This window comes from Methylopila henanensis (assembly GCF_042681025.1).
GTDB classification, from domain to species: domain Bacteria; phylum Pseudomonadota; class Alphaproteobacteria; order Rhizobiales; family Methylopilaceae; genus Methylopila; species Methylopila henanensis.
Map to the genome: position 1 here is coordinate 175,882 of NZ_JBHUER010000004.1, position 22,783 is coordinate 198,664.

Sequence of the window (22,783 nt, forward strand, 5' to 3'; positions counted from 1 at the left end):
GGCGCTCTGCGCGACCAGCCGCGGCGACGACCGCTGGCGGGCCTGGACGGCCGCGGCCGCGGTCGCGGTCGCCTGTCTGGTCGCGGCCTGGCAGATCCGCGGCATCTCGCTGGCGCTCGCCTTCGTGACGCCGGTCCTCGGCGCCGTGGCCGTGCGCTTCGCCCGGAACGGCGAGCCTCACGCGGCGCGGGCCGCGCTCGCCCTGATCGCGCTCAATCCGGTGACCGCGGGCGTAGCGGGGCTCGGCCTCGCCCACGCCGCGAGCCTGAGGGGAACGCCGGCGCCGGTCGCGCCGCTCGCCGCCTGCCCGCGCTCGGACTACGCGGCGCTGGCGCGGCTGGCGCCGGGGCTCGCGCTCAACAATTCGGACGCCGGGCCGTTCGTGCTGGCTTTCACGCCCCACGCGGTGGTCGCCGCGCCGTACCATCGCGGCGTGGACGGCCTGACGGCGCAGGTCGACGCGCTGACCGGCAGCGCCGAGGAGGCGCGCGCCGTGGCGCTGTCGCGCCGGGCGGCCTACGTGGTGATCTGCCCGGGGCAGGGCGACGTCGCCGGCTTCGCAACGCGTTATCCCGACGGTTTCGCGGCGGCCCTGCTCGCCGGCGAGACGCCGACATGGCTCCGGCCGGTCGATCTCGGCCCGGACGCCCGCCTCAGGGCCTACCGCGTCGCGCCTTGAGCCGACGCCGGGTTGCGCGGCCGCAAGGCCGGAATGCGCGCTTGCAGCGGCTGTGACGGGGCGACGCGGTATATGGCGCGCCATAGCATTGGCGCGCCGGATCGCTCGATCCCGCGCCGAACCCCCTGCCTGCGATCAGAAGGGATACTCCATGTTCGCCTGCACCGGATACGCCGCCTCCGCCGCCGACGCGCCGTTGGCGCCGTTCTCGTTCGAGCGCCGCGCCCTGCGGCCGAAGGACGTCAGGATCGAGATCGCCTATTGCGGCGTCTGCCATTCGGACCTGCATCAGGCCCGCAACGAGTGGAGGAACACGGTCTACCCCTGCGTCCCGGGCCACGAGATCGTCGGCACGGTGGTCGAGGTCGGCCCCGAAGTCAGCAAGTTCAAGGTCGGCCAGCACGCCGCGATCGGCTGCATGGTGGATTCGTGCCGCAGCTGCGCGAGCTGCAAGGACGGCCTGGAGCAGTACTGCGAGAACATGTTCGTCGGCACCTACAACGGCGCCGACAAGCAGACCGGCGAGACCACCTATGGCGGCTACAGCGACCAGATCGTCTGCGACCAGGACTTCGTGCTGCGCCTGCCGGAGAACCTCGATCTCGCGGCGGCGGCTCCGCTCCTCTGCGCCGGCATCACCACCTATTCGCCGCTGCGCCACTGGAAGGTCGGCCCGGGCCAGAAGGTCGGCATCGTCGGCCTCGGCGGCCTCGGCCATATGGCCGTCAAGCTCGCCCACGCCATGGGCGCGCATGTGGTGCTGTTCACCACCTCGCCGAACAAGGTCGAGGACGCCAAGAAGCTCGGCGCCGACGAGGTCGTGATCTCGAAGGACAAGGACCAGATGGCGGCGCACGCCTCCAGCTTCGACTTCATTCTCGACTGCGTGGCCGCCAACCACGACATCAACGAGTACATCGGGCTGCTGAAGCGGGACGCGACGCTCTGTCAGGTCGGCGCGCCGGAGGACCCGCTGGCCGTCGCCGTGTTCAGCCTGATCCTCGCGCGGCGCAACTTCGCGGGCTCGCTGATCGGCGGCATCGCCGAGACGCAGGAGATGCTCGACTTCTGCGGCCAGCACGGCATCACCTCCGACATCGAGCTGATCCCGATCCAGGACATCGAGAAGGCCTATTCGCGGATGCTGAAGAGCGACGTGAAGTACCGCTTCGTCATCGACATGGCCTCGCTGCGCGAAGCCGCCTGACGCCAAAGACTTTAAACGTTTCGACCCCGCGTCCGCTCCGGCGGCCGCGGGCTTTTCTCCGCCCGCGCGACATCAGGCGCCGAAGATCGACCAGCCGGTGCGCTTCACCAGCATCTCCAGCGCGATGCGGCCGAGATGGGAGTTGCCAGCGGCGTCGAGGCCCGGCGACCAGACCGCGATCGAGGCCTTGCCCGGCGCTACCGCGATGATGCCGCCGCCGACGCCGCTCTTGCCCGGCAGGCCGACGCGGTAGGCGAAGTCGCCCGAGCCGTCGTAATGGCCGCAGGTCAGCATTATGGCGTTGATGCGCCGGGCGCGCTCGGGGGTGACGACCGAGCGCCCCGTGGTGGGCTGGACGCCGGAATGGGCGAGGAAGCGCGCCGCCATGGCGAGCTGCCGGCACGACATTGCGATGGCGCAGTGGTGGTAGTAGACGCCGAGCGTGAACTCGACCGGGTTCTCGATCACCCCGAACGACTTCATGTAGTTGGCGAGCGCCGCGTTGCGGAAGCCGGTGCGCTGCTCGGAGGCCGCCACCGCCTCGTCGATCGAGATGGCGTCGTCGTCGGCGAGGAAGCGCATGAAGCGCAGGATCTCGCCCAGCGCCTCGCGCGGCTTGTGGCCGGAGAGGATGACGTCGGTCACGGCGATCGCGCCGGCGTTGATGAAGGGGTTGCGCGGAACGCCCTGTTCACGCTCGAGCTGGACGATCGAGTTGAACGGGCTGCCCGAGGGCTCGCGGCCGACCCGCTTCCATAGTCTGTCGCCGACCTTTCCGAGCGCGAGCGTCAGGGTGAACACCTTTGAGACGCTCTGGATCGAGAACGGCGCGTCGCAGTCGCCGGCCGCGCTGACGGCGCCGTCGGCGTCGATCACGGCGATGCCGAACTGCTCGGGGCTGACGCGCGCGAGCTCGGGGATGTAGCGCGCGACCTCGCCGCGGTCGGGCCGCCGCAGCATCTCGCCGGCGATGTCCTGGACGATCTGGTCGAGGTCTGGGCGCGTGGTCATGGGCGACGACTTATCTCCGATTCCTGGCGGAGTCGCGCGGGTTCTCGCAAGGGCTGCGAGCGTCGTCCGCGCAGCAGCCGGCCGGACGTCTCCCGCCTTCAGTCCGCGCCGACCCCGACCGAGCGCATTTCGATCAGGCCGGCCTCGATCGCGACCCAGACGAGACTGGCGTCGGTCCGGGCGTTGAGCTTCGCCTTGATGCCGGAATGGTAGTTCTGGATCGTCTTCTGGCTGAGCGAGAGCGCGTCGGCGATCTCGTCGGTGGTCCGGCCGGAGGCGATGAGCTGCAGGATCTCGACCTCGCGCGGGCCGAGCGCGTCGAGCGGGGATCGCCGGCCGGACAGCCGCTCGACCGCGATCTCGCGGGCGATGTCGTCGCTCACCGCCTTGCGGCCTTCGGCGATCGCGCCCATCGCGGCGATCAGCGCCTCGGGCGGGCTGCTCTTGGTGACGTAGCCGGAGGCGCCGGCCTCGAACGCCTTCAGGGCGTGGGACAGGCCCTCGTGCATCGTGAAGACGAGGATGCGGGCGTTGCGGTCCACCGCCTTGATCAGGCGGATGGCCTCGAGTCCGCTCGAACCCGGCATGCTGAGGTCGATGATCACGATGTCGGTCGGCGCGCGGCGGTAGGCGAGATAGGCCGCGGAGGTGCTGTCGGCCTCGGCCGCGACGCGGTAGCCCGGCTGCAGCTCGATCAGCTTGCGGTAGCCGGCGCGCACGACGGGATGGTCGTCGACCAGCAGGATGGTCAGGCCCTCCATCGGTCAGGCGGCCTCCCGCGCGGCGGCGCGGGCGTCGGGCCGCTCCGCGAGCGGTATCCGCGCCGAGATCCGCACGCCCCGCCGGGTCGCTTCCGCCGTGAACGCGCCGCCGAGCGCGTCGACCCGCTCGCGGATGCCGAGCAGGCCGTGCCCGGCGCCGGATTCGAGGCCGTGCGCGTCGCCGCCGCCGTCGTCCTCGACCGTGACGGTGACCGCCGCCGCGGCCTTCTCCGACCGCGCGACGGCGATCCGCACCTCCTGCGGCGCGCCGTGCCGCGCGGCGTTGGTCAGCCCCTCCTGCGCGACGCGGTAGATGGTGAGCGCCGTCTGGGTCGGGACGTCGTCGAGGTTTCCGGCGACCTCCAGCCGGAAGGTCGGCCGGCGGGCCGCCGTGGCGGTGCGGGCGTTCCAAGTTCCCACGAGCTGTTCGAGGCTCTGCTCCAGCCCGATCTCGTCGATCTCCGGCGGCCGCAGCCGCGCCAGCGCGCTCCGGAGCGTCATCGCCATGCCTTCGCTGATCGCGCCGATCTCCCGCGCGCTGCCGGCGATGTCCGGCCGGTCCTTGGCGCTCGCGCCGGCCACCGCCGCGGCGAGCGCGCGGGTGGCCGTGAGGCACTGGCCGAACTCGTCGTGGAGATCGCGTGCCAGCGCCCGGCGCTCCTCCTCCTGCACCTGGAACAGCCGGCGGGTGACGGCCGCGCGCTGCGCGGTGGTGAGGGCGAGACGCTCGGTGAGGTCGTTGAACGCCCGCGCCACATGGGCGAACTCGCGCGCCGCGAAATCGGGCAGGCGGACCTCGTGGTCGCCGTCCTCCAGCCGCTTCAGGCCGCGGACGATGACGTCGGCCGGCCGCAGCGCCTGGCCGATCGCGACGGTCGCCAGCACGGCGATCGCGATCGCCATGGCGCCGGCGACGCCGAGCACCACGCTGACCTGCCGCCACACCCGCAAGGCCGCGGCGGCGTCGTCGGCCGAAGCCTCGACCATGCCGACCACATGGCGGCCGGTGGCGATGGTCTTCCGCACCGGCGGGAGCGCCCCGAAGAGCGCGTGATGCAGGGCCGCGAACCAGTCCGGCGCCGCGTCGCGCGCGTTCTCCGGCCCGCCGCAGAACCGCGTCGGCGGCTCGCCGGTCCAGGCGAGCGTCACGCAGTAGCCCGGACTGATGATCCGCAGCGTGTCGGCGGTGCGCCATTCGGGGAAGGCGAGCCGGGCGTTGGGGCCCTCGTTGCCGCGGAACATCACCTCGCGCCAGGCGAGGTTCTTGGCCTCGCGCTCGACCCGCTCTGCGGTCGCGGCGACCTCGCGCCGGATGACGTCGTGGGATTCCGTGATCGTCCACGCCCCGGCGCCGGCGAGGCACAGCGCGACGACCGCGAAGATGCGCAGAACAAGCCCGGTCATGAGCGACATGGGTTCGCGTCCGCTTTCCGTCTCGACGCTCCGGTGTCCGGGACCGACGTGCCGAATGCAAGGGTCCCGATCGAGATCGGGAAGATTTCCCAATCGAACTTGGGAGCGGGTCTCTACGCATCCGCGCGCCATTCGGGAGTCTCTCGCGATCAGCGGACGGACGCCCCGCAAGGGCGAAACCAGAAGAGAGCGCCGCCGGCGCCACTGTCCGCGCAGTCGGAGGACGACCATTTGAACCGCGCATTCCTTCTCGGCTTCGGCCTGACGGCCGCCATGGCCGCCTCGCCCGCGCTCGCCAACGACAGCGTCGAGGCGATCATCAAGGACCCCAAGCAGTGGGGCATCCAGACCGGCGACTACGCCAACACCCGCTACTCCAAGCTCGACCAGATCACGGCGAAGAACGTCGACAAGCTCCAGGTGGCCTGGACGTTCTCGACCGGCGTTCTGCGCGGCCATGAGGGCGGCCCGCTCATCGTCGGCGACGTGATGTACGTGCACACGCCGTTCCCGAACAACGTGTTCGCGCTCGACCTGAACCAGGAAGGCCGCATCATCTGGAAGTACGAGCCGAAGCAGGACGCCGGCGTCGTGCCGGTGATGTGCTGCGACACGGTTCACCGCGGCGTCGCCTACGCCGACGGCATGATCTTCCTGCAGCAGGCCGACACCACGGTGGTGGCGCTCGACGCCAAGACCGGCCAGAAGAAGTGGTCGGTGGTGAACGGCGACCCGAAGAAGGGCGAATCCAACACCACCACCGTCATGCCCTTCAAGGACAAGCTGCTGGTCGGCATCTCCGGCGGCGAGTTCGGCGTGCGCGGCCACGTCACGGCTTACAACCTGAAGGACGGCAAGCTGGCCTGGCGCGGCTACTCGATGGGTCCGGACGAGGAGATCCTCGTCGATCCAGCGAAGACCACCGAGCACGGCAAGCCGGTCGGCAAGGACTCGTCGCTGAAGACCTGGGAAGGCGACCAGTGGAAGATCGGCGGCGGGACGACCTGGGGCTGGTTCGCCTTCGACCCGAAGCTGAACCTCGTCTACTACGGCTCGGGCAACCCCTCGACCTGGAACCCGAAGCAGCGCCCCGGCGACAACAAGTGGTCGATGACGGTGTGGGCCCGTGACGCCGACACCGGCGTCGCCAAGTGGGTCTACCAGATGACGCCCCACGACGAGTGGGACTTCGATGGCGTCAACGAGATGATCCTCACGGATCAGAAGATCGACGGCAAGGACGTCCCGCTTCTCACGCACTTCGACCGCAACGGCTTCGCCTACACGCTGAACCGGGAGACCGGCGAAGTCCTGGTCGCCGAGAAGTACGATCCGGTCGTGAACTGGGCCACCAAAGTCGACCTCGACAAGTCGTCCAAGACCTACGGCCGTCCGCTCGTCGTCGCCAAGTATTCGACCGAGCAGAACGGCGAGGACGTGAACAGCCAGGGCATCTGCCCGGCCGCTCTCGGCACCAAGGACCAGCAGCCGGCGGCCTATTCGCCGAAGACGAACCTGTTCTACGTGCCGACCAACCACGTCTGCATGGACTACGAGCCGTTCCAGGTGTCCTATACCGCCGGCCAGCCCTATGTGGGCGCGACCCTCTCGATGTACGCCGCGCCGAACAGCCACGGCGGCATGGGCAACTTCATCGCCTGGGACAACGTCAAGGGTAAGATCGTCTGGTCGAACAAGGAGATGTTCTCCGTGTGGTCGGGCGCTCTGGCGACGGCCGGCGGCGTGGTGTTCTACGGCACGCTGGAAGGCTACCTGAAGGCGGTCGACGCCAAGACGGGCAAGGAGCTCTACAAGTTCAAGACCCCGTCCGGCATCATCGGCAACGTCTCCACCTACGAGCACAAGGGCCAGCAGTACGTCGCCGTGCTCTCGGGCGTCGGCGGCTGGGCCGGCATCGGCCTCGCGGCCGGTCTGACCGGCGGCAACGAGGGTCTCGGCGCGGTCGGCGGCTACGCGGCTCTCGCCAGCTACACCGCTCTCGGCGGCCAGCTCACGGTGTTCAAACTTCCGAATTGACGAGGTCTGGGGCTGTCCTACCCGGGCCCCCCGACGAAACTTTCCATAGCGCAGACGCGCCCGGCTATCTCCTCCCTCGGCCGGGCGCAGGACTTATGGACACGGCGGGCTCCCTTGTGGCCCGCCGTTTTTTTATGCGGCGTCCGGAGTAAGGGCGGGGGGCCGTGCGCGCGGACGCGTTTCCCGCTATCACGCCGGTCCGGAGCCGAAGCGGGAGCCGCCCTTGCCTGATCTTGTCGACCTGTTCTCCGACACCCAGTCGCGCCCCTCCGCGGGCATGCGCGAAGCCATGGCGCGCGCCGAGGTCGGCGACGAGCAGGCGGGCTCCGACCCCGCGACCAACGCGCTCTGCGCCCGCGTGGCCGATCTGCTCGGCATGGAGGACGCGGTGTTCATGCCCTCCGGCACCATGTGCAATCTGGTCGCGATCCTCGTGCAGACGCGGCCGGGCGACGAGATTGTGGTCGACGGGACCTCCCACATCTTCAACACCGAGGCCGCGGGCGCCGCCGCGATCGCGGGGGTCGCGACCCTGCCGCTCGCGACCCGCGACGGCGTGTTCTCGGCCGCGCAGGCCGAGGCCGCGATCCGGCCCGCCGCCCGCACCGCGCCGCGCCCGGCCCTGATCTCGATCGAGAACACGACGGCCTTCTCCGGCGGCTCGATCTGGCCGCTCGATACCGTCCGGGAGGTGCGCGACGTCGCCCGCCGCCACGGCCTGAAGGCGCACATGGACGGGGCGCGGCTGCTGAACGCGGTCGCGGCGACCGGCATCTCCGCCGCGGACTATGCGGCCGGCTTCGACAGCGCCTGGATCGACCTGTCGAAGGGGCTCGGCTGCCCGGTCGGGGCGGTGCTGTGCGGAACGCGCGAGTTCATCGTCGAGGCCTGGCGCTGGAAGTACCGGCTGGGCGGCGCGATGCGCCAGTCCGGCGTGCTCGCCGCCGCCGGGCTCTACGCGCTCGACCACCACGTCGCGCAGCTCGGAGTCGACAACGACAACGCCGCCACGCTCGACCGTGGCCTGCGGGCGATCGACGGGATCGCCTTCGAGGCGGCGACCCAGTCCAACATCCTGCGCTTCACGGTCGAGGGCTTGAACGCGACGGCCGCCGCCTTCGTGGAGGCCTGCGAGCGGCGGGGCGTGCGTTTCCGCGCGACCGGCGCGCACGAGGTCCGCGCCACCACCCATCTCGACGTGGACGCGGAGGGGATCACGCGGGCGATCGACGTCGCCGGCGGGGTCGCGGCGGCGTTCCGGCGCGGCGGCGCGGGGGGCAGTTCTCCGGCGGCCTGACCGGCGTCGGGAACTCACCTACGGGTCTCGCCGATCTGCCGCGCGACCCCAGCGAGGGTCTCGCGCAGGCGCGGCGCCGCGTGGTCGATGAAAGCGCGCAGCGTCTCGTTGCGGCGCGGAACGGGATGGAACACGAGGCTGACGGGCGTCGGCTCCGGCTCGAATGCGTCGAGGAGCGTCACCAGCCGCCCGGCGGCGACATGCTCGGCGACCTGGTAGGACAGCGCGCGGCAGACGCCGTGGCCGCGGACGGCGGCGTCGATCGCGGCGCCGGCGGAGTTCAGCGCCATGCGCGGCCGGATCGCGACCGCGAAGGTCTTGCGCCGTCGCGGCCCGGGCTCCGCGAAGCGCCACAGCGCGCCGGCGTCGCCTTCCTCCTCGCCCACGCAGGCGTGCTTTTGCAGCTCGATCGGGTTCGCTGGAGCGCCGGCGCGCTCCACATAGGACGGCGCGGCGCAGACGAGCTTGCGAACCTCGCCCAGCCGCGTCGCCACGATCCCGGAATCGGGCAGCGGCGCGAGGCGGACCGCGACGTCCATGCCTTCCTCCACCAGGTCGACCATCCGGTTGAGCAGCAGCGCCCGCGCCCGCGCGGCCGGATGCTCGGCGAGAAACGTCTCGATCACCGGCACGACGTGCAGCCGGCCGAACAGCTCCGGCGCGGTCACGCCGATCAGGCCGTCGATCGCGCCGCCGGAGCCGCCCTCCGCCGCGTCGAGCTCCGCCAGCACCCGGCGGTAGACCGCGAGCCGCCGCTCGCCGGCGTCCGTCAGACGCAGGCGGCGGGCGTTGCGGTGGACCAGCCGCTCGCCGAGCCGCTCCTCCAGCATCTGCAGCGCGCGCGTGACCTTGGCGGGCGAGCAGGCGAAGACGCGCGCGGCGCCGGCGAGCGACCCCTGATCCACGGTCGCGACGAACATCGCCATGGCGTCGAGCCGGTCCATGATTTCATTTCCTGAAATCGAAGAGTGCGAATTCGGCGTCTTATAGCATGAACTTGCAAGTCATAGCTTCCGGTTCGACAGACATGATCGAGACAGGAGCGCACATCATGGAGATGCTGCAGAAGAGCTGGGAACGGCGGTCGGTGATGGCCGCGATCGGCCTGGGCGGCCTCGCCGCGGCGGGAGCGGCCGCGCCGGCCGCGGCGGCGCCGTCCCCGGGCCCCGTCGCGGCGGACGACGTCCGCCTGCGTTTCGGGACGAAAAAGGTCGGCGACGTCACGGTGTTCTACCGCGAGGCCGGCCGGCCCGACGCGCCCGTGCTGCTGCTGCTGCACGGCTTCCCGACCGCGGGCCACATGTTCCGCGACCTCATCCCGCTGCTGGCCGACCGGTACCGCGTCATCGCGCCGGACCTCGCCGGCTTCGGCAATACGATCGCGCCACCGCGCGCCTCGTTCGCGTACAGCTTCGACAAGCTGGCCGAGGTGACGGAGGGCTTCGTCGAGGCCATGGGGCTCACCCGCTACGCGCTCTACGTCTTCGACTACGGCGCGCCGACCGGGTTCCGCCTCGCCATGTCGCATCCCGAGCGGGTGACGGCGATCATCAGCCAGAACGGCAACGCTTATGTGGAGGGGTTCAGCAAGGAGTGGGGCCCGTGGGAGGCCTACTGGCGGGACCCGACCCCGGAGAACCGCGAGGCCTGCCGCGCCGCGCTGACCGACGAGGCGATCCGCTTCCAGTGGACCCACGGCGCGCCCGAGGGCCGGGTCTCGCCCGACGGCATGACGCTCGACATGCATTACATGCGGCGCCCGGAGGCCGAGGAGATCCAGCTCGACCTGATCCTGAGCTACCGCACCAATGTCGAGCGCTACCCGGACTTTCAGGCCTACTTCCGCAAGCATCAGCCGCCGCTGCTCGCGGTGTGGGGCAGGAACGACGCCTTCTTCATCCCGCCCGGCGCCGAGGCGTACAAGCGCGACCTGCCGAAGGCCGAGATCCATCTGCTCGACGCCGGCCACTTCGCGCTGGAGACGCACGCCGCCGAGATCGCCGCGCGCATCCGCGACTTCCTCCAGCGCCACGGCGTCATCTGAAGGCGGGGGTCGTCGGCGGAGGCGCGCGCGGCGTCCTTCGAGGCGTCCGGCTGGCCGGCCGGGCGCCGGCTCATGCGTCCAAGAACGACGCGAGGCTGTCGCAAAGGACGTCGGTCGCTTCCGCGGCGACGAAATGCCCGCAATTCTCGATCACGACCGCGGCGTGGTTCGGAGCCTGGGGCTCGACGGCTTTCGAGAGCGCGGTCCCCGCGCTGCTGCGGCCCGCGACCGTCATCACCGGCATGGCGAGCGTCCGGGACCGCAATCCGGCCGCGAACGCGGCGTCCTCAGGAAGCGCGCGATAGAGCCCGAAGCCGGCGGTCATCCTGCCGGGCCGGGCGTAGGCTTGCGCGTATGCGGCGATGTCGGCTTCCGGGATCGCGTCCTTGACGTGAGACCAGGCGCGAATCTGGGCCGCGATATAGTCTCGCTCGCGCCCTTGGGTCAGCAGTTCCGCGAAGCCTTCGGCCATGTGGAACCCGTAGTGCCAGGCTCCTCCGCGCAGGGCGTCGCCGTTCTCTGTGCCCGGCAGCAGACAGTCGACCAGCACGAGCCGCGAGACGCGGCCCGGCTGCGTAAGCGCGAGCACATAGGCCGCTTTGCCGCCCATGTCATGGCCGACCACCGCGGCGGCCCCGCCGGCTTCCCGCTCGATCAGCGTCGCCACGTCGGCCGCGATCCGCTGCTTCGAATAGCCGGTCGTCGGGATGCTCGATCCGCCGACGCCGCGCAGATCCGGGGCGATCAGCCTGAAGCGGCCGGCGAGGCGGCGGATGACGCCGGACCAGGCCGACGACGTCTCGGGCCATCCGTGGAGCAGGACCACGGTCGGTCCCTCGCCCGCCACGACGTAGCGCAGCCGCACGTCGTCGAGATCGAGATATCGGCTCTCGAGGCCCGCCGCATTCGATGGCCCGGGCGCGGCCTGCGCCGCGGCCCGCAGGCCGATCGTCGAGGCGGCGGCGGACCATAGAAGAAGGTCGCGGCGGCGGGGCGTCATCCATCAGGTCTCCGGCGTCAACGGCGTGGATGATTGCGAAGCGGACCCCGGCGCGATAGTGCGGGGATCGCCATGATCGTCATGACCGAGGAGAATGGATGGACGTCGCGAACTCTCTCCGGGTCTTCGTTCGGACCGTCGAGACGGGCTCGCTCTCGCAGGCCGCCCGTGATCTCGGCCTCGCGCAGCCGGCGGCGAGCAAGCTCCTGCGGAAGATGGAGGAGCATTGCGGGGCGAGCCTGTTCCACCGCTCGCGACGCGGCATGGCCCCCACGGCGGCCGGCCGCCGTCTGCACGCGCTCTGCGGCGACGCTCTGGCAACGATCGACGAAGCGCTCGCGACCGTTCGGGCCGAGGGCGACGAGATTTCCGGAAACGTCCGGATCCACAGCCCCGCCTGCCTCGGAGAGCGTCATCTTCACCGTATCGCGGAGAGTTTCCGCGACCGGCACCGCACGGTCTCGGTCGACTTGATCCTGGGAAACGCCGGCGTCGATCTCGCGGACGAGCGGATCGACCTCGCCTTCGGGCTCAGGCGCGCGACGCAAGCCGACGTCCAGGAGCGCCGGATCGGGATCGCCCGGCGCGTTCTCGTGGCGTCGCCCGACTATCTCGCGCGGAGGGGCGCGCCCGGAACGCCCGCGGAGCTGACAGCCCACGACGTCGCGGTGACCGACGCCTCGCTCTCCGCGGACGGCGGACTCTCGATGATCGGGCCGAACGGACCCGAGACCGTGACGCTCGATCCGGTTCTACGTACGAACAGCGTACAGATTCTGATGGGCGCGGCGCTGTCCGGCCGCGCGATCGCGACCGCTCAGGTGTTGCTTGTGTCGGACGAACTGGCGGACGGCCGGCTCGTCAGGGTCATGCCCGAGCATCGGGTGACGCCCACCGACATCCGCATGTCCTACCTCTCGAGACGTTTCCTGAGGCCAGCGGTGCGCGCCTTCGCCGATTTCGCCGCGCCGCGCATCCTCGCGATCGAAGGCGTCGACAGGGGGTAGAGTCGGACCTCGGCCTCCATCGGGCCATTCCGACGTTCCGAGCGCAGCGCGACTGGCCTGCTGCGTCTGGAGCGGAACTTCCGAGGTTCGCCAAAAGACTATTCCGAAGGCCAACGCCTGCATCGCGTAGCCGGTAACCGAAACGTTCTGGAGGCCCAATCCCTATGAGCGACGCTCTCAACGAAACTGCGGGCGGTGCGCGCCGCGTCGCGGTCGCGGGGCTGGGCGCCGTGGGCCTGCGCGTCGCCGAGGCGCTGGACGAGGGCCTGCCCGGCTGCGCGCTCGCTGCGGTTTCGGCGAACGACCTGACCCGGGCCCGCGCCAGGCTTGGCCGTCTGCGGACGCCGGTCCCGGTCGTGCCAATCGAGGAGTTGGAGCCGCTGGCCGACATCGTCGTCGAATGCGCCCCGGCCTCCCTGCTGCCCGCGATCGCCGAGCCGTTCCTGAGGGCCGGCAAGACGGTCGTGGTGCTGAGCTCCGGCGCGCTGCTGGCCAACGAGGCGCTCGTGGACCTCGCCCGGGCCCATGGCGGCCAGATCGTCGTGCCGACCGGGGCGCTGCTCGGCCTCGACGCCGTGACCGCCGCGGCGGAAGGCGAGATCCGGTCGGTGCGGATGGTCACGCGCAAGCCCGTCAGGGGCCTCGCCGGCGCGCCCTACCTCGTCGAGAACGGCATCGCCATCGACGACATCGCCGAGCCGCTTCGTATCTTCAAGGGCACGCCCCGCGAGGCGGCGGTCGGCTTTCCGGCCAACCTCAACGTCGCGGCGGCGCTTTCGCTCGCCGGCGTCGGCCCCGACCGGACGACGCTCGAGATCTGGGCCGATCCGGCGCTGACGCTCAACACCCACCATGTGGAGGTCGAGGCGGATTCCGCGACGTTCCGCATGACCATCGAGAACGTGCCGACCGACAATCCCAAGACCGGCCGGATCACCGCGCTCTCGGTGATCGCCTATCTGCGCAAGCTCGGCGCGCCGCTCCGGGTCGGCTCCTGACCGATCCCGCATCGTCCCGGCGGAGTCAGGGCGTCAGCGCCAGCCGAGCGCCGGGGCGACGTGCCTGAGGATCGCGTCGAGCACATGGACGTTGTAGGCGACGCCGAGCTGGTTCGGCACGGTGAGCAGCAGCGTGTCGGCCTCGGCGATCGCCTCGTCGGCCTTGAGCTCGTCCACGAGCCGGTCCGGCTCCGCCGCGTAGGAGCGGCCGAACACGGCCCGCATGTCGTCGATGATCCCGACCTGGTCGCTGTCCTGCCCGCGGCCGAAATAGGCGCGGTCCTGGTCGTTGACGATCGCGAAGATCGAGCGCGAGACCGAGACACGGGGCTTGCGCGCATGGCCGGCCGCCGCCCAAGCCTCGCGATAGGCCCGGATCTGGCGCGCCTGCTGCACGTGGAACGGCTCGCCGCTCTCATCCTTCTTCAGCGTCGAGCTCTGCAGGTTCATGCCCTGCTTCGCGGCCCAGACGGCGGTCGCGTTGGAGGCCGAGCCCCACCAGACGCGGTCGCGCAAGCCTTCCGAATGCGGCTCGATCCTGAGCAGGCCCGGCGGGTTCGGGAACATCGGCCGCGGGTGCGGCTGGGCGAAGCCCTCGCCCTTCAGCGCCTCGAGGAACCTCTCGGCGTGGCGCCGGCCCATGTCCGCGTCGCTCTCGCCCTCCGCCGGCGCATAACCGAAATGGCGCCAGCCCTCGATCACCTGCTCGGGCGAGCCGCGGCTGATGCCGAGCTGCAGCCGCCCGCCGGCGATCAGGTCGGCGGCGCCTGCGTCCTCCGCCATGTAGAGCGGGTTCTCGTAGCGCATGTCGATCACGCCGGTGCCGATCTCGATCCGCTTCGTTTTCGCGCCGACGGCCGCGAGCAGGGGAAAGGGCGAGGCGAGCTGGCGCGCGAAATGGTGCACGCGGAAATAGGCGCCGTCGGCGCCGATCTCCTCGGCCGCGACCGCGAGATCGATCGACTGCAGCAGCACGTCGCCGGCCGAGCGCGTCTGCGACTGCGGCGACGGCGACCAGTGGCCGAAAGACAGAAATCCGATCTTGAGCAAAGCCGTCACCTCAGGTCCGCGCGGCGCGTCTTGGGCGCCCGCGCCGTATATGGAGGTTCCGGGCGGCGCGATCACGGGCGTCCGTGCAAGGAGCCGATTTCGAAATTGTCGAACGGCGGCGATCCACGGAGCGCCAGACTCCACGGCCGCGCCCCGCTCAAATCCGTGATTTTGAATGAATAAGCGCTGGAAATCGGACGTTCCCCATTTTTCCGGCCCGCCTGCTGCGCCAATGTCGCGGCGCGTTCCTGCGAGGAGAGACGTTTCGTGAGCATGCATGCCGACGTGGTTGTGGTGGGGCTCGGCGCGATGGGCGCGGCCTGCGCGTATCAATTCGCCCGGAGAGGGGCGAAGGTGATCGGCTTCGACCGGTTCGCGCCGCCCCACGCGCTGGGGTCGAGCCACGGCGAGACCCGCATCACCCGGCAGGCGGTCGGCGAAGGCGCGGACTACGTGCCGCTGGTCACGGCATCGCACCGCATCTGGCGCGAGCTCGAGGCGGAGACCGGGCAAAAGCTGTTCGAGGCCTGCGGCGTGCTGGTGATGGCGCCGGGCAAGGGAGAAAGCTCCCACCACGGCAAGCCGGATTTCGTCGCGCGCTCGACCGCGGCGGCGCGCGCGTTCGGCGTCCCGCACGAAACGATGACGGGCGCCGACGTGGCGCGGCGCTTCCCGCAGTTCACCAATCTCGAGGGCGACGAGAAGGTCTATTACGAGCCTGGCGGCGGCTACGTGTTCCCCGAGCGCTGCATCGAGGCGCAGCTCGCGCGCGCCGCGGCGCTCGGCGCGGAGCTCCAGAGCGACAGGCAAGTCCTGTCGGTGCGTCAGGAGGCCGATCGCGCGATCGTCACGACGTCGCAGGGCGAGGTCGTCGCCGGACACGTGATCGTCTCGGCCGGCGGCTGGGCCGCGGACCTGCTCGGCGCGCCGTTCGACCGGCTGCTGACCGTCAACCGGCAGGTTCTGCACTGGTTCGCGCTCGACGACATGAGCGCTTACGCCGCCGACGCGCCCGTCTTCATCTGGATGCACGGACCGACCGACGTCGATTACCTCTACGGCTTTCCGCCGCTGCCCGGCGATCCGCGCGTCAAGGTCGCGACCGAGCAATATTCGGACGCCACCACCGCCGACGCGATGTCGCGCGAGGTGTCGGCCGAGGAATCGGCCGAAATGCATCGCGTCCACGTCGCGGGCCGTCTTGCGGGGGCCTCGACCACCGTCGCGAAGGCGGCCGCCTGCCTCTACACCGTGACGCCCGACAACGGCTTCATCATCGACCGCCATCCGGCCATGGACCGCGTCGTCGCGATCTCGGCCTGCTCCGGCCATGGCTTCAAGCATTCCGCCGGCATCGGCGAGGCGGTGGCGGCCGCGGTCACGACCGGAAGCTGGGAGCCCCTGCGCCCGTTCGCGCTCGCGCGCTTCGACCGCTGATGCCGAAGAAGGGCTGTATCGCGACGGGCTCAGATATTGAACAAGGCGGCGAGCCGCCGGAGAATCACGCATGAAAAGCAAAGCGCCTGACATCGTGACCGTGCTGCGGGCGGCGGCCGTGATCCCCGGCGAGCTGCGACCCGAGGATTTCAAGGCCCTCCTTTTCGACGCGGCCGAAGCGATCGAGAAGCTTCGCACGGACAAGGCCGCCCAGGTCGTGACGGCGGCGCGATCGGCTGAGACGATCGAAAGCCTGCGAGAGACCGTCGCGGAATACAGGCGGGCGAAGCAGCTGGAGGGATAGGCCCGCGCGCTCGATCGCCGTGCGGGGATGATCATGCGCCTTCGCAGTCCTGCGACCTCCTGTATGGTCGAAACGGCCAAGGAGGCGCACCGACCATGACGGATAGGCGAGAGCTGTATCGAAGCCCGAACGGCGATTCCTGGTTCTTGGGTCGCGAACCGACAAACGGCGCCGCATTCGTCATTCACCAGCCGAACGGGCCTTCCGGCGGGCGCCTCTCTCACATCGGACTGGGCGCGTTTCTCAACCACGACCCCCAGGGGCCGGAGCATCAGGCCCTTCTTCGACTGATCGCCACGCTGGTGGACACGCCTCCCTTCGCGGCCCGCGGTCAGCACGACGACGATTAGCGGAGGCCACCTCGCGGGGCGCGGGTCATCAGCGCGAAGGGAGTCTCCCCATCTCGGCCGTCAGCCCAGATGCGGTTCGTCCGTGCTGATCGCATCGGTCGTCCGGGGCGACGGCTCCGGTTGGCCGTCGGCGCGGTCGATCCAGATCCTTGGCGGCCCCTTGGGCGTCATGGCGCCGAAGGGCGTCGAGAACGCGATCTCGGCGGCGTCCCTTCCGACGCCGATCCGCACCAGACCGTCGAGCGCCGCCTGCCTCGTGGCGTCGAAATACCACCAGCGTCCGTCGAGATAGGCCTCGAATACGGCGTGGAAATCAGCCGGGCTCAGACCGAAGGCGTAGCAGCTCGTGAGACGCGCCGGGATGCCGAGCGCGCGGCAGAAGGCGATGCCGAGATGCGCGAAGTCGCGGCAAACGCCGGCGCGCTGGATCAGGATCTCGGTCGCCGTCGTCTCGGCGTCGCTGCTCCCGCGGACGTAGTCGATGTTCTGGTAGATCCAGCTGCAGATGTTGCTGACCCGCATATGGCCGGGCGGGAACGCGCTGAACTCCCGAAGCGCGAAATCCGCCAGCCGATCCGACGGCACGAAACGGCTGGGCAGCAGGTAGGGCAAGACGTCGAGCGGCAGGTCCTTGATCGGCGTCTCGGCGATCGTTTTCGGATCGGCTCTGTAGACGTTCAGATCGACGGTCGCCTCATAGCTCGCCGAAAATTCGCCCGGCGTCGCCACCGCCCGCAGATAGCGGTTCAGGTTTTCAGGCGATTCATGCGTCACCCGCGCCACGTCCGGGCTGAGCGTCAGGCGTTCGACAAGATCGGCGTGATTGGGGATCCGCGCGACCTCGAAATTGAATATGAAAACGGTGTCGCTCTCGATTGTGTAGTCGAGCTGGCAACCAACATTGAATTTCATAGCGCCCCCGCAGAACCTGGCCCCAACTCGAGCATGTCCGCGCATCTAGGCCGACGTCCGAGAGCGACAAGGACGGCGCCGCCGCCGGGATGCCGCGGACATGAGCCTGATCCTGGAACGCGAAAAGCGCTCCGACCCAGAGCTCGAGCTCTGGGAGCTTGGTCAGGGACAAGATCAGGAAGCAGGACGCCGAGGAAGGGCTTTCCCTGAACCCGAGCGCGAACGGGCCCGACGCTTGGGGGGAGAATTGGCGGCAAGCCTAAACCGGCGTCGACAGCTGGCGTCGATGGCGTCCCAGTATCTGTTATGTCTCGGAGGGAACGTCTAAATCAATCGCAAGGCGCCTCTATCCAATGGAGGACAAAGGAGACTCCGATGGTGCACGTTCCTTATTTCGACAATGCCGAAGTCGAGCTTTTTGACGATTTTGACGAGAGCGATGTACAAGCGGCAGAGGCGCTCGCGGCGTTTTTGACGCTGACGCCTGCCGATCGCCTGAAAGACAGCCGGCACGTGTTCGCCTATTACCGCGATTTCCACGAGGCGGTGGGTGGCGAAGATTGGCTCGACGCCGAGATGGGCGTTCCTGAAAAGCCGGAAGATATCTGGGATCACGTGACTCCCAACGAAGTCGGCGTCTGGAAAGGTCGTGGCGAGGACAAGCACACCTATATTTTCGTAGAAGCCAACTGCGCCTGGGAAGCAGAACACGGCCTCTTGCTGGTATGGCGTGATGGCAAGGTGTTGAACAAGGCTGGCGGCTTTGACGGCCATCCGACCAACTCACGTGCCTATGCCGACGATACGATGGCTGATGTGGTCTATTCGGCGAGCAACGCCGACTACACTACGCGACTTGATCCCCAGGATTAGGCCCCGTGTTGATGATGCGCCAGATTGCCGGAATCGGTATGGATGGCGGTTCATATCGAAACGGTCTCGTTGCCGTTGTCACGGCGGGTCACCGTCCGCCCGGTTTGCGGGACGTCGCGCCGCCCTGATGGGCCACGATCTGTTCCCGTCGACCCGCATCGTCGGGGGGGGGGGGGGATGGTAGCGGAGGAGGGACTCGAACCCCCGACACGCGGATTATGATTCCGCTGCTCTAACCAGCTGAGCTACTCCGCCCCGGCGGGGCCCGTGAAGACGGGCGCGCGGCGCGGGCGGATATAAGAAAGCGGCGGGGGCCAAGTCAAGCCGCGCGACGCGCAGGCGTCGCCGCGTCCCGGCGAGGGCGCCGGCGCGCTGCGGCCAGGCGGCGACGAGGCCGCACGGCCCAGCGATCGAGGCCGAGGGCGGGCCCTCCCGAACTGGAGCCGCGGCGCCGCGATACGACCGCGGCCGGGCCGCCGATCGGCCGGGGATGGTCTCGTTCCCGGCGCTACAGGAGCGCGGCGCTTCGGGCCGGGATCCGTCGAAAACGTCGCCGCGTCGTCCGCTCGCGACCTAAGGCCCGACGAGGCCGCCGCAGGCCGTCAGCGGGCGCGCGAGGCGCGGGTCTGGGTCGCGCCGGAGGGGTCGTAGCCCACCATGATCTTCCAGCCGCGGAAGCGGTTGGCCGGGATCGGCACCACCACGCCGTCCTCGATGTGGGGGAAGTCGGCCTGCGTCTGGCCAGCGGGCACCGTCACGTCGATCGGGTGCATGCGCGAATAGACGGGCACGCCCTTCTCGTCGACGACCGCGATTCGCAGGGGCAGGCGGAAGCTGCCCGGCGACCCCTTCGGGCCGAGGATGACGCGGCCAGTGACGCCGACGCGGATCGCGGCCTCGACGCCGAGGCTCGAGCATTCGCGCGCGGTGTCGGCGATGCTGGCTTGGTAGCGGATGTCGAACGGGTCGGCGGAGCCGGGCGTGGCGTAGGCGCGGAACGAGGCCGCGCCGTCCAGCACGTCGACCGGCGGACAGTCGCGCTTGATCTGGGTGTCGACCGGCTCGCTTAAGGGAGGCGGGTTGGGGGTGCCCATGATCAGCTTGGTCGCGAGGCTGGCGTTCTGGCCGCCGTCCTGCCCGACCTGCTGCGGCTGGTCGCCGCCGACCGTGCTGCAGGCGGAGAGCGCGAGCGCGCCTGCGAGAAGGCCCGAAACGAGGCCGAGCCCCTTGAGACCGCCGGAACGCATCACGCCACCATCCTTCGCCCGCGGCGCCGCGGCCCCGCCCGCGACGCTGGCCGGTTTATAGCAAGGCGGGAGCCGGCGCGGAAGGACGCCGCCTTGACACCCCCCGCCGCGCGGCCGCATCACCGGAGACGCCGGGGCCTGAGCGCGCCCGAGCGCCCGTGAGCACGCCTTAGAGCCCGCGCATGTCCGACAAGCCGCCCTTGACGATCCTGCTCTGCGCGCCGCGCGGCTTCTGCGCCGGCGTGGTGCGGGCGATCGACGTGGTCGAGGCGGCGCTGAAGCGCTTCGGGCCGCCGGTCTACGTCCGTCACGAGATCGTGCACAACCGCTACGTGGTCGACGCCCTGAAGCGGAAGGGCGCGGTGTTCATCGACGAGCTCGACGAGGCGCCGGACGGCGATGCGCCGGTGGTGTTTTCGGCCCACGGCGTGGCGAAGTCGGTGCCGGCGGCGGCGAAGGCGCGCAACCTTTTCGCGATCGACGCCACCTGTCCGCTCGTCACCAAGGTGCACCGCGAGGCGGAGATCCACCACAAGCGCGGCCGCCGTGTGCTGCTGATCGGCCATGCCGGCCATCCGGAGGTGGTCGGCACCATGGGCCAACTGCCCGAGGGCGCGGTGACGCTGGTCGAGACCGAGGCCGACGTGCCGGCCCTGGCCGTGGCCGAGGGCGAGGAGCTCGCCTACGTCACCCAGACGACGCTGTCGGTGGACGACACCGCGGGCGTGGTGGCGGCTCTGAAGGCGCGCTTCCCCGCGATCCACGGCCCACACAAGGAAGACATCTGCTACGCCACCACCAACCGCCAGGAGGCGGTGAAACGCGTCGCGCCCGCCTGCGACGGGCTGGTGGTCGTCGGCGCGCCGAACTCGTCGAACTCGCAGCGGCTGCGCGAGGTGGCGGAGCGCGCCGGCTGCCGGGTGGCGCGGCTGGTGCAGCGCGCGAGCGACATCGACTGGGACGAGTTCTCGGGCCTCCGCACGCTCGGCGTCACCGCCGGCGCCTCGGCTCCGGAGATTCTGGTGGAGGAGATCATCGACGCCTTCGCCGAGCGCTACGCCGTGACCGTCGAGACGGTGACGACGGCGGACGAAAGCGTGTTCTTCCCGCTGCCGCGCGAGCTCAGGGACGCGGCGGCGGAGTGAGGTGAAGAACATTCAAATCATCGACGGCGCGGAGAACTGCACGTTTCCGATCTTTCAGGCGACCGATGACGAGTTCGCGCTCATCTTCCCAGACCCGGGACAGGACATCGAGTTCGCCGAAGATTTGTGGAAGCGCATCCGCAAGACGCACCCCCGCGCTCTGGACGGCCTGTGGGAGCGCCCGATCCTGAAGACCGAGGCCAACGGCATCCACGGCACCCTGTTCTACGACTTCAGGTCGAAGCGCAAACGTTTCCCAAAGACCAAGCGCGAGCGTGATTGGGACCCGCGGGCGATAAACGCAGCGCAGCGCAGGTTGTATGGACGAGAGAGCGCCTGATCGGGTCGTCGCGACTGGCGACCCCTCTGGTTCGGGCTGGCGCCTGTCGGTCAATTGAGTTCCCGCAGAGGCGAAGACGATGAGCTCTCCGGGCTTTAGTCCTCAGATCGGTTCCTGCCGAAGCCTGATCCTTCAGAGCGTCTCGGAGACATCGACGGAAGCCCTGACGATCGTGGTCGGAGAGCCGCACGTCCTGTCGCCGGAAGACGCTGCGGCCGCCGACGCCGCTCCCCATTCGAGGGTTCTCGTCTCGTCAAGCTGACGAAAGAAAGCCGAACGTTTGAGATCGTCTGGAACCGGTACGTCGCGTATTTCGTGCGGGACGAATCCTACGTTAGCGCGCTGGAGGGCGACCCGGCCGCGTCAGGCCGGCTGTTTCGGATTCTGAAAGCATCGTCGTTCCTTCGCTTTGTCTCGCGGGCGACGTTCGCCAGCGAGACCTATCCCGGTCCGCTGACTCATATGCAGATCGTGTGTCTCACCCACGTGATCGACGTGGTCTCGCCCGATCTGCCCATCATCACCTCGCGTCATCCAGCGCGGACGGCGACCTGAGGCGGAACCTAAACGTTGCGACGACGCGGGCGACGCCTTAGGAGGGGCCGTTCCCTTACCTCCCCGAGACCTCGCATGGCCGTCTACACCGAAGTCCCCGACGAGGACCTCGCCGTTTTCCTGAAGGCCTACGACATCGGCGAGGCGGTCTCGTTCAAGGGCATCGCCGAGGGCGTCGAGAACTCGAACTACCTGCTCGTCACCACCAAGGCGCGCTTCATCCTCACGCTTTATGAGAAGCGGGTTGAGCGCTCCGACCTGCCGTTCTTCCTCGGGCTGCTGGAGCACCTGTCGGCGAAGGGGCTCAACTGCCCGCAGCCGGTGAAGGCGCGCGACGGCGCCGTGCTGGGCGAGCTCTGCGGCCGGCCGGCGGCGCTGGTCACCTTCCTCGACGGCGTCTCGGTGCGGCGGCCGACGGCGGCGCACTGCGCCGAGCTCGGGCGCGCGCTGGCGGAGCTTCACGAGGCGGGCAAAGGGTTCGGGCTCACCCGGCCGAACGCGCTGTCGGTCGCGGGCTGGCGGACGCTGGAGCGGAGCGCGCGGGGGCGCGGCGACGCTGTCGCGGGCGGCCTCGACGCGCTGATCGCGGAGGAGCTCGACGCGCTCGAACCGGCCTTCGCGGCGCTCGACCTGCCGACGGGCGTCATCCACGCCGACCTGTTTCCCAACAACGTGTTCTTTCTCGGCGACCGGCTGTCGGGGCTGATCGACTTCTACTTCGCCTGCGACGACGCCTTCGCCTACGACGTCGCGATCTGCCTCAACGCCTGGTGCTTCGAGCCGAACGGAGAATTCAACGTCACCAAGGGCGGCGCGCTGCTCGCGGCCTACCACGCCGCGCGGCCGCTGTCGGAAGCCGAGATCGCCGCGCTGCCGATCCTCGCCCGCGGGGCCGCGCTGCGCTTCATGCTGACGCGGCTGGTGGACTGGCTCGACACCCCGCCCGGCGCGCTGGTGAAGAAGCTCGATCCGCTCGAATATCTGAAGAAGCTCAAGTTCCACCAGCGCGCGCGCGGCGTCGCCGACTACGGGTGGCGGCCGTGAGCCCGGTCTCCCGCCCCCGACGCGCGAAGCCCGCGCTGCCGAAGGCCTCCGCGCCGGAGCCGGCGGCTCCGG

The 22,783-nt window shown here is 69.7% G+C and carries 21 protein-coding genes, 1 tRNA gene and 1 pseudogene; 14 read left to right on the forward strand and 9 right to left on the reverse strand.

Features of this window, described 5'->3' with window-relative positions; genetic code table 11:
* Both ACFSCV_RS07115 and ACFSCV_RS07120 read left to right on the forward strand, forming a co-directional pair.
* Nucleotides 1-679 (forward strand): annotated as a pseudogene (locus ACFSCV_RS07115) (hypothetical protein); the annotation flags it as partial.
* Nucleotides 680-830: 151 nt separating this feature from the next.
* Complete coding sequence (locus tag ACFSCV_RS07120) at nt 831-1,886, forward strand: NAD(P)-dependent alcohol dehydrogenase (RefSeq protein ID WP_378798371.1); 1,056 nt, start codon at nt 831-833, stop codon at nt 1,884-1,886.
* 72 nt (nt 1,887-1,958) lie between these two features.
* Here ACFSCV_RS07120 and ACFSCV_RS07125 read toward each other — a convergent pair whose 3' ends face one another.
* From ACFSCV_RS07125 to ACFSCV_RS07135, 3 genes are all read right to left on the reverse strand, one after another.
* On the reverse strand, nt 1,959-2,897 hold the full coding sequence (locus tag ACFSCV_RS07125; protein WP_378798372.1) for a glutaminase: 939 nt from the start codon (nt 2,895-2,897) through the stop codon (nt 1,959-1,961).
* Nucleotides 2,898-2,995: 98 nt separating this feature from the next.
* On the reverse strand, nt 2,996-3,658 hold the full coding sequence (locus ACFSCV_RS07130; RefSeq protein WP_378798373.1) for a response regulator: 663 nt from the start codon (nt 3,656-3,658) through the stop codon (nt 2,996-2,998).
* Between the two features lie 3 nt (nt 3,659-3,661).
* Nucleotides 3,662-5,071, reverse strand: coding sequence for a histidine kinase (locus ACFSCV_RS07135; protein ID WP_378798374.1), 1,410 nt, complete (start codon nt 5,069-5,071; stop codon nt 3,662-3,664).
* A gap of 273 nt (nt 5,072-5,344) precedes the next feature.
* Here ACFSCV_RS07135 and xoxF5 point away from each other — a divergent pair, with 273 nt between their 5' ends.
* Nucleotides 5,345-7,108 carry a lanthanide-dependent methanol dehydrogenase XoxF5 gene (gene xoxF5, locus ACFSCV_RS07140; protein WP_378798822.1) on the forward strand — a complete coding sequence of 588 codons (1,764 nt, stop codon included), beginning with the start codon at nt 5,345-5,347 and terminating at the stop codon, nt 7,106-7,108.
* A gap of 223 nt (nt 7,109-7,331) precedes the next feature.
* Complete coding sequence (locus ACFSCV_RS07145; RefSeq protein ID WP_378798375.1) at nt 7,332-8,405, forward strand: threonine aldolase family protein; 1,074 nt, start codon at nt 7,332-7,334, stop codon at nt 8,403-8,405.
* Between the two features lie 14 nt (nt 8,406-8,419).
* Here ACFSCV_RS07145 and ACFSCV_RS07150 read toward each other — a convergent pair whose 3' ends face one another.
* Nucleotides 8,420-9,349, reverse strand: a complete 930-nt coding sequence (locus ACFSCV_RS07150; protein ID WP_378798377.1) for a LysR family transcriptional regulator — start codon at nt 9,347-9,349, stop codon at nt 8,420-8,422.
* 83 nt (nt 9,350-9,432) lie between these two features.
* Here ACFSCV_RS07150 and ACFSCV_RS07155 point away from each other — a divergent pair, with 83 nt between their 5' ends.
* Nucleotides 9,433-10,449: an alpha/beta fold hydrolase gene (locus ACFSCV_RS07155; protein ID WP_378798379.1), complete on the forward strand. Its 1,017-nt coding sequence runs from the start codon at nt 9,433-9,435 to the stop codon at nt 10,447-10,449.
* Between the two features lie 70 nt (nt 10,450-10,519).
* Here ACFSCV_RS07155 and ACFSCV_RS07160 read toward each other — a convergent pair whose 3' ends face one another.
* Complete coding sequence (locus ACFSCV_RS07160; RefSeq protein ID WP_378798381.1) at nt 10,520-11,449, reverse strand: alpha/beta fold hydrolase; 930 nt, start codon at nt 11,447-11,449, stop codon at nt 10,520-10,522.
* A 98-nt stretch (nt 11,450-11,547) separates the two neighbouring features.
* Here ACFSCV_RS07160 and ACFSCV_RS07165 point away from each other — a divergent pair, with 98 nt between their 5' ends.
* Complete coding sequence (locus tag ACFSCV_RS07165) at nt 11,548-12,456, forward strand: LysR family transcriptional regulator (protein WP_378798383.1); 909 nt, start codon at nt 11,548-11,550, stop codon at nt 12,454-12,456.
* A 164-nt stretch (nt 12,457-12,620) separates the two neighbouring features.
* Nucleotides 12,621-13,454, forward strand: coding sequence for an aspartate dehydrogenase (locus ACFSCV_RS07170; protein WP_378798385.1), 834 nt, complete (start codon nt 12,621-12,623; stop codon nt 13,452-13,454).
* A 33-nt stretch (nt 13,455-13,487) separates the two neighbouring features.
* On the opposite strand, the gene ACFSCV_RS07175 is transcribed toward ACFSCV_RS07170, so the two are convergent.
* Nucleotides 13,488-14,504 carry an LLM class flavin-dependent oxidoreductase gene (locus ACFSCV_RS07175; RefSeq protein WP_378798824.1) on the reverse strand — a complete coding sequence of 339 codons (1,017 nt, stop codon included), beginning with the start codon at nt 14,502-14,504 and terminating at the stop codon, nt 13,488-13,490.
* Nucleotides 14,505-14,771: 267 nt separating this feature from the next.
* On the opposite strand from ACFSCV_RS07175, the gene solA reads away from it, so the two are divergent.
* Both solA and ACFSCV_RS07185 read left to right on the forward strand, forming a co-directional pair.
* A complete protein-coding gene (gene solA / locus ACFSCV_RS07180) occupies nt 14,772-15,941 on the forward strand; it encodes an N-methyl-L-tryptophan oxidase (RefSeq protein WP_378798387.1) in 1,170 nt (389 codons plus the stop codon).
* A gap of 94 nt (nt 15,942-16,035) precedes the next feature.
* Nucleotides 16,036-16,245 carry a hypothetical protein gene (locus ACFSCV_RS07185; RefSeq protein ID WP_378798389.1) on the forward strand — a complete coding sequence of 70 codons (210 nt, stop codon included), beginning with the start codon at nt 16,036-16,038 and terminating at the stop codon, nt 16,243-16,245.
* Between the two features lie 410 nt (nt 16,246-16,655).
* On the opposite strand, the gene ACFSCV_RS07190 is transcribed toward ACFSCV_RS07185, so the two are convergent.
* Nucleotides 16,656-17,507: a transglutaminase-like domain-containing protein gene (locus ACFSCV_RS07190; protein WP_378798391.1), complete on the reverse strand. Its 852-nt coding sequence runs from the start codon at nt 17,505-17,507 to the stop codon at nt 16,656-16,658.
* A 306-nt stretch (nt 17,508-17,813) separates the two neighbouring features.
* Here ACFSCV_RS07190 and ACFSCV_RS07195 point away from each other — a divergent pair, with 306 nt between their 5' ends.
* Entirely contained in the window at nt 17,814-18,380 is a 567-nt protein-coding gene (locus tag ACFSCV_RS07195; RefSeq protein WP_378798393.1) for a DUF6985 domain-containing protein, read from the forward strand.
* A gap of 178 nt (nt 18,381-18,558) precedes the next feature.
* Here the strand turns inward: ACFSCV_RS07195 and ACFSCV_RS07200 are convergent.
* Together ACFSCV_RS07200 and ACFSCV_RS07205 are read right to left on the reverse strand one after the other, a co-directional pair.
* Nucleotides 18,559-18,635: transfer RNA gene (locus tag ACFSCV_RS07200), tRNA-Met, on the reverse strand.
* A gap of 347 nt (nt 18,636-18,982) precedes the next feature.
* Nucleotides 18,983-19,627: a hypothetical protein gene (locus tag ACFSCV_RS07205; RefSeq protein WP_378798395.1), complete on the reverse strand. Its 645-nt coding sequence runs from the start codon at nt 19,625-19,627 to the stop codon at nt 18,983-18,985.
* Between the two features lie 182 nt (nt 19,628-19,809).
* Between ACFSCV_RS07205 and ispH the strand changes: the two genes are divergently transcribed.
* From ispH to ACFSCV_RS07225, 4 genes are all read left to right on the forward strand, one after another.
* Complete coding sequence (ispH, locus tag ACFSCV_RS07210; protein ID WP_378798397.1) at nt 19,810-20,772, forward strand: 4-hydroxy-3-methylbut-2-enyl diphosphate reductase; 963 nt, start codon at nt 19,810-19,812, stop codon at nt 20,770-20,772.
* Nucleotide 20,773: 1 nt separating this feature from the next.
* A complete protein-coding gene (locus tag ACFSCV_RS07215; protein WP_378798399.1) occupies nt 20,774-21,112 on the forward strand; it encodes a hypothetical protein in 339 nt (112 codons plus the stop codon).
* A 315-nt stretch (nt 21,113-21,427) separates the two neighbouring features.
* Nucleotides 21,428-21,667 carry a hypothetical protein gene (locus tag ACFSCV_RS07220; protein WP_378798401.1) on the forward strand — a complete coding sequence of 80 codons (240 nt, stop codon included), beginning with the start codon at nt 21,428-21,430 and terminating at the stop codon, nt 21,665-21,667.
* A gap of 75 nt (nt 21,668-21,742) precedes the next feature.
* Nucleotides 21,743-22,711 carry a homoserine kinase gene (locus ACFSCV_RS07225; RefSeq protein WP_378798403.1) on the forward strand — a complete coding sequence of 323 codons (969 nt, stop codon included), beginning with the start codon at nt 21,743-21,745 and terminating at the stop codon, nt 22,709-22,711.
* Nucleotides 22,712-22,783 lie beyond the last annotated feature (72 nt).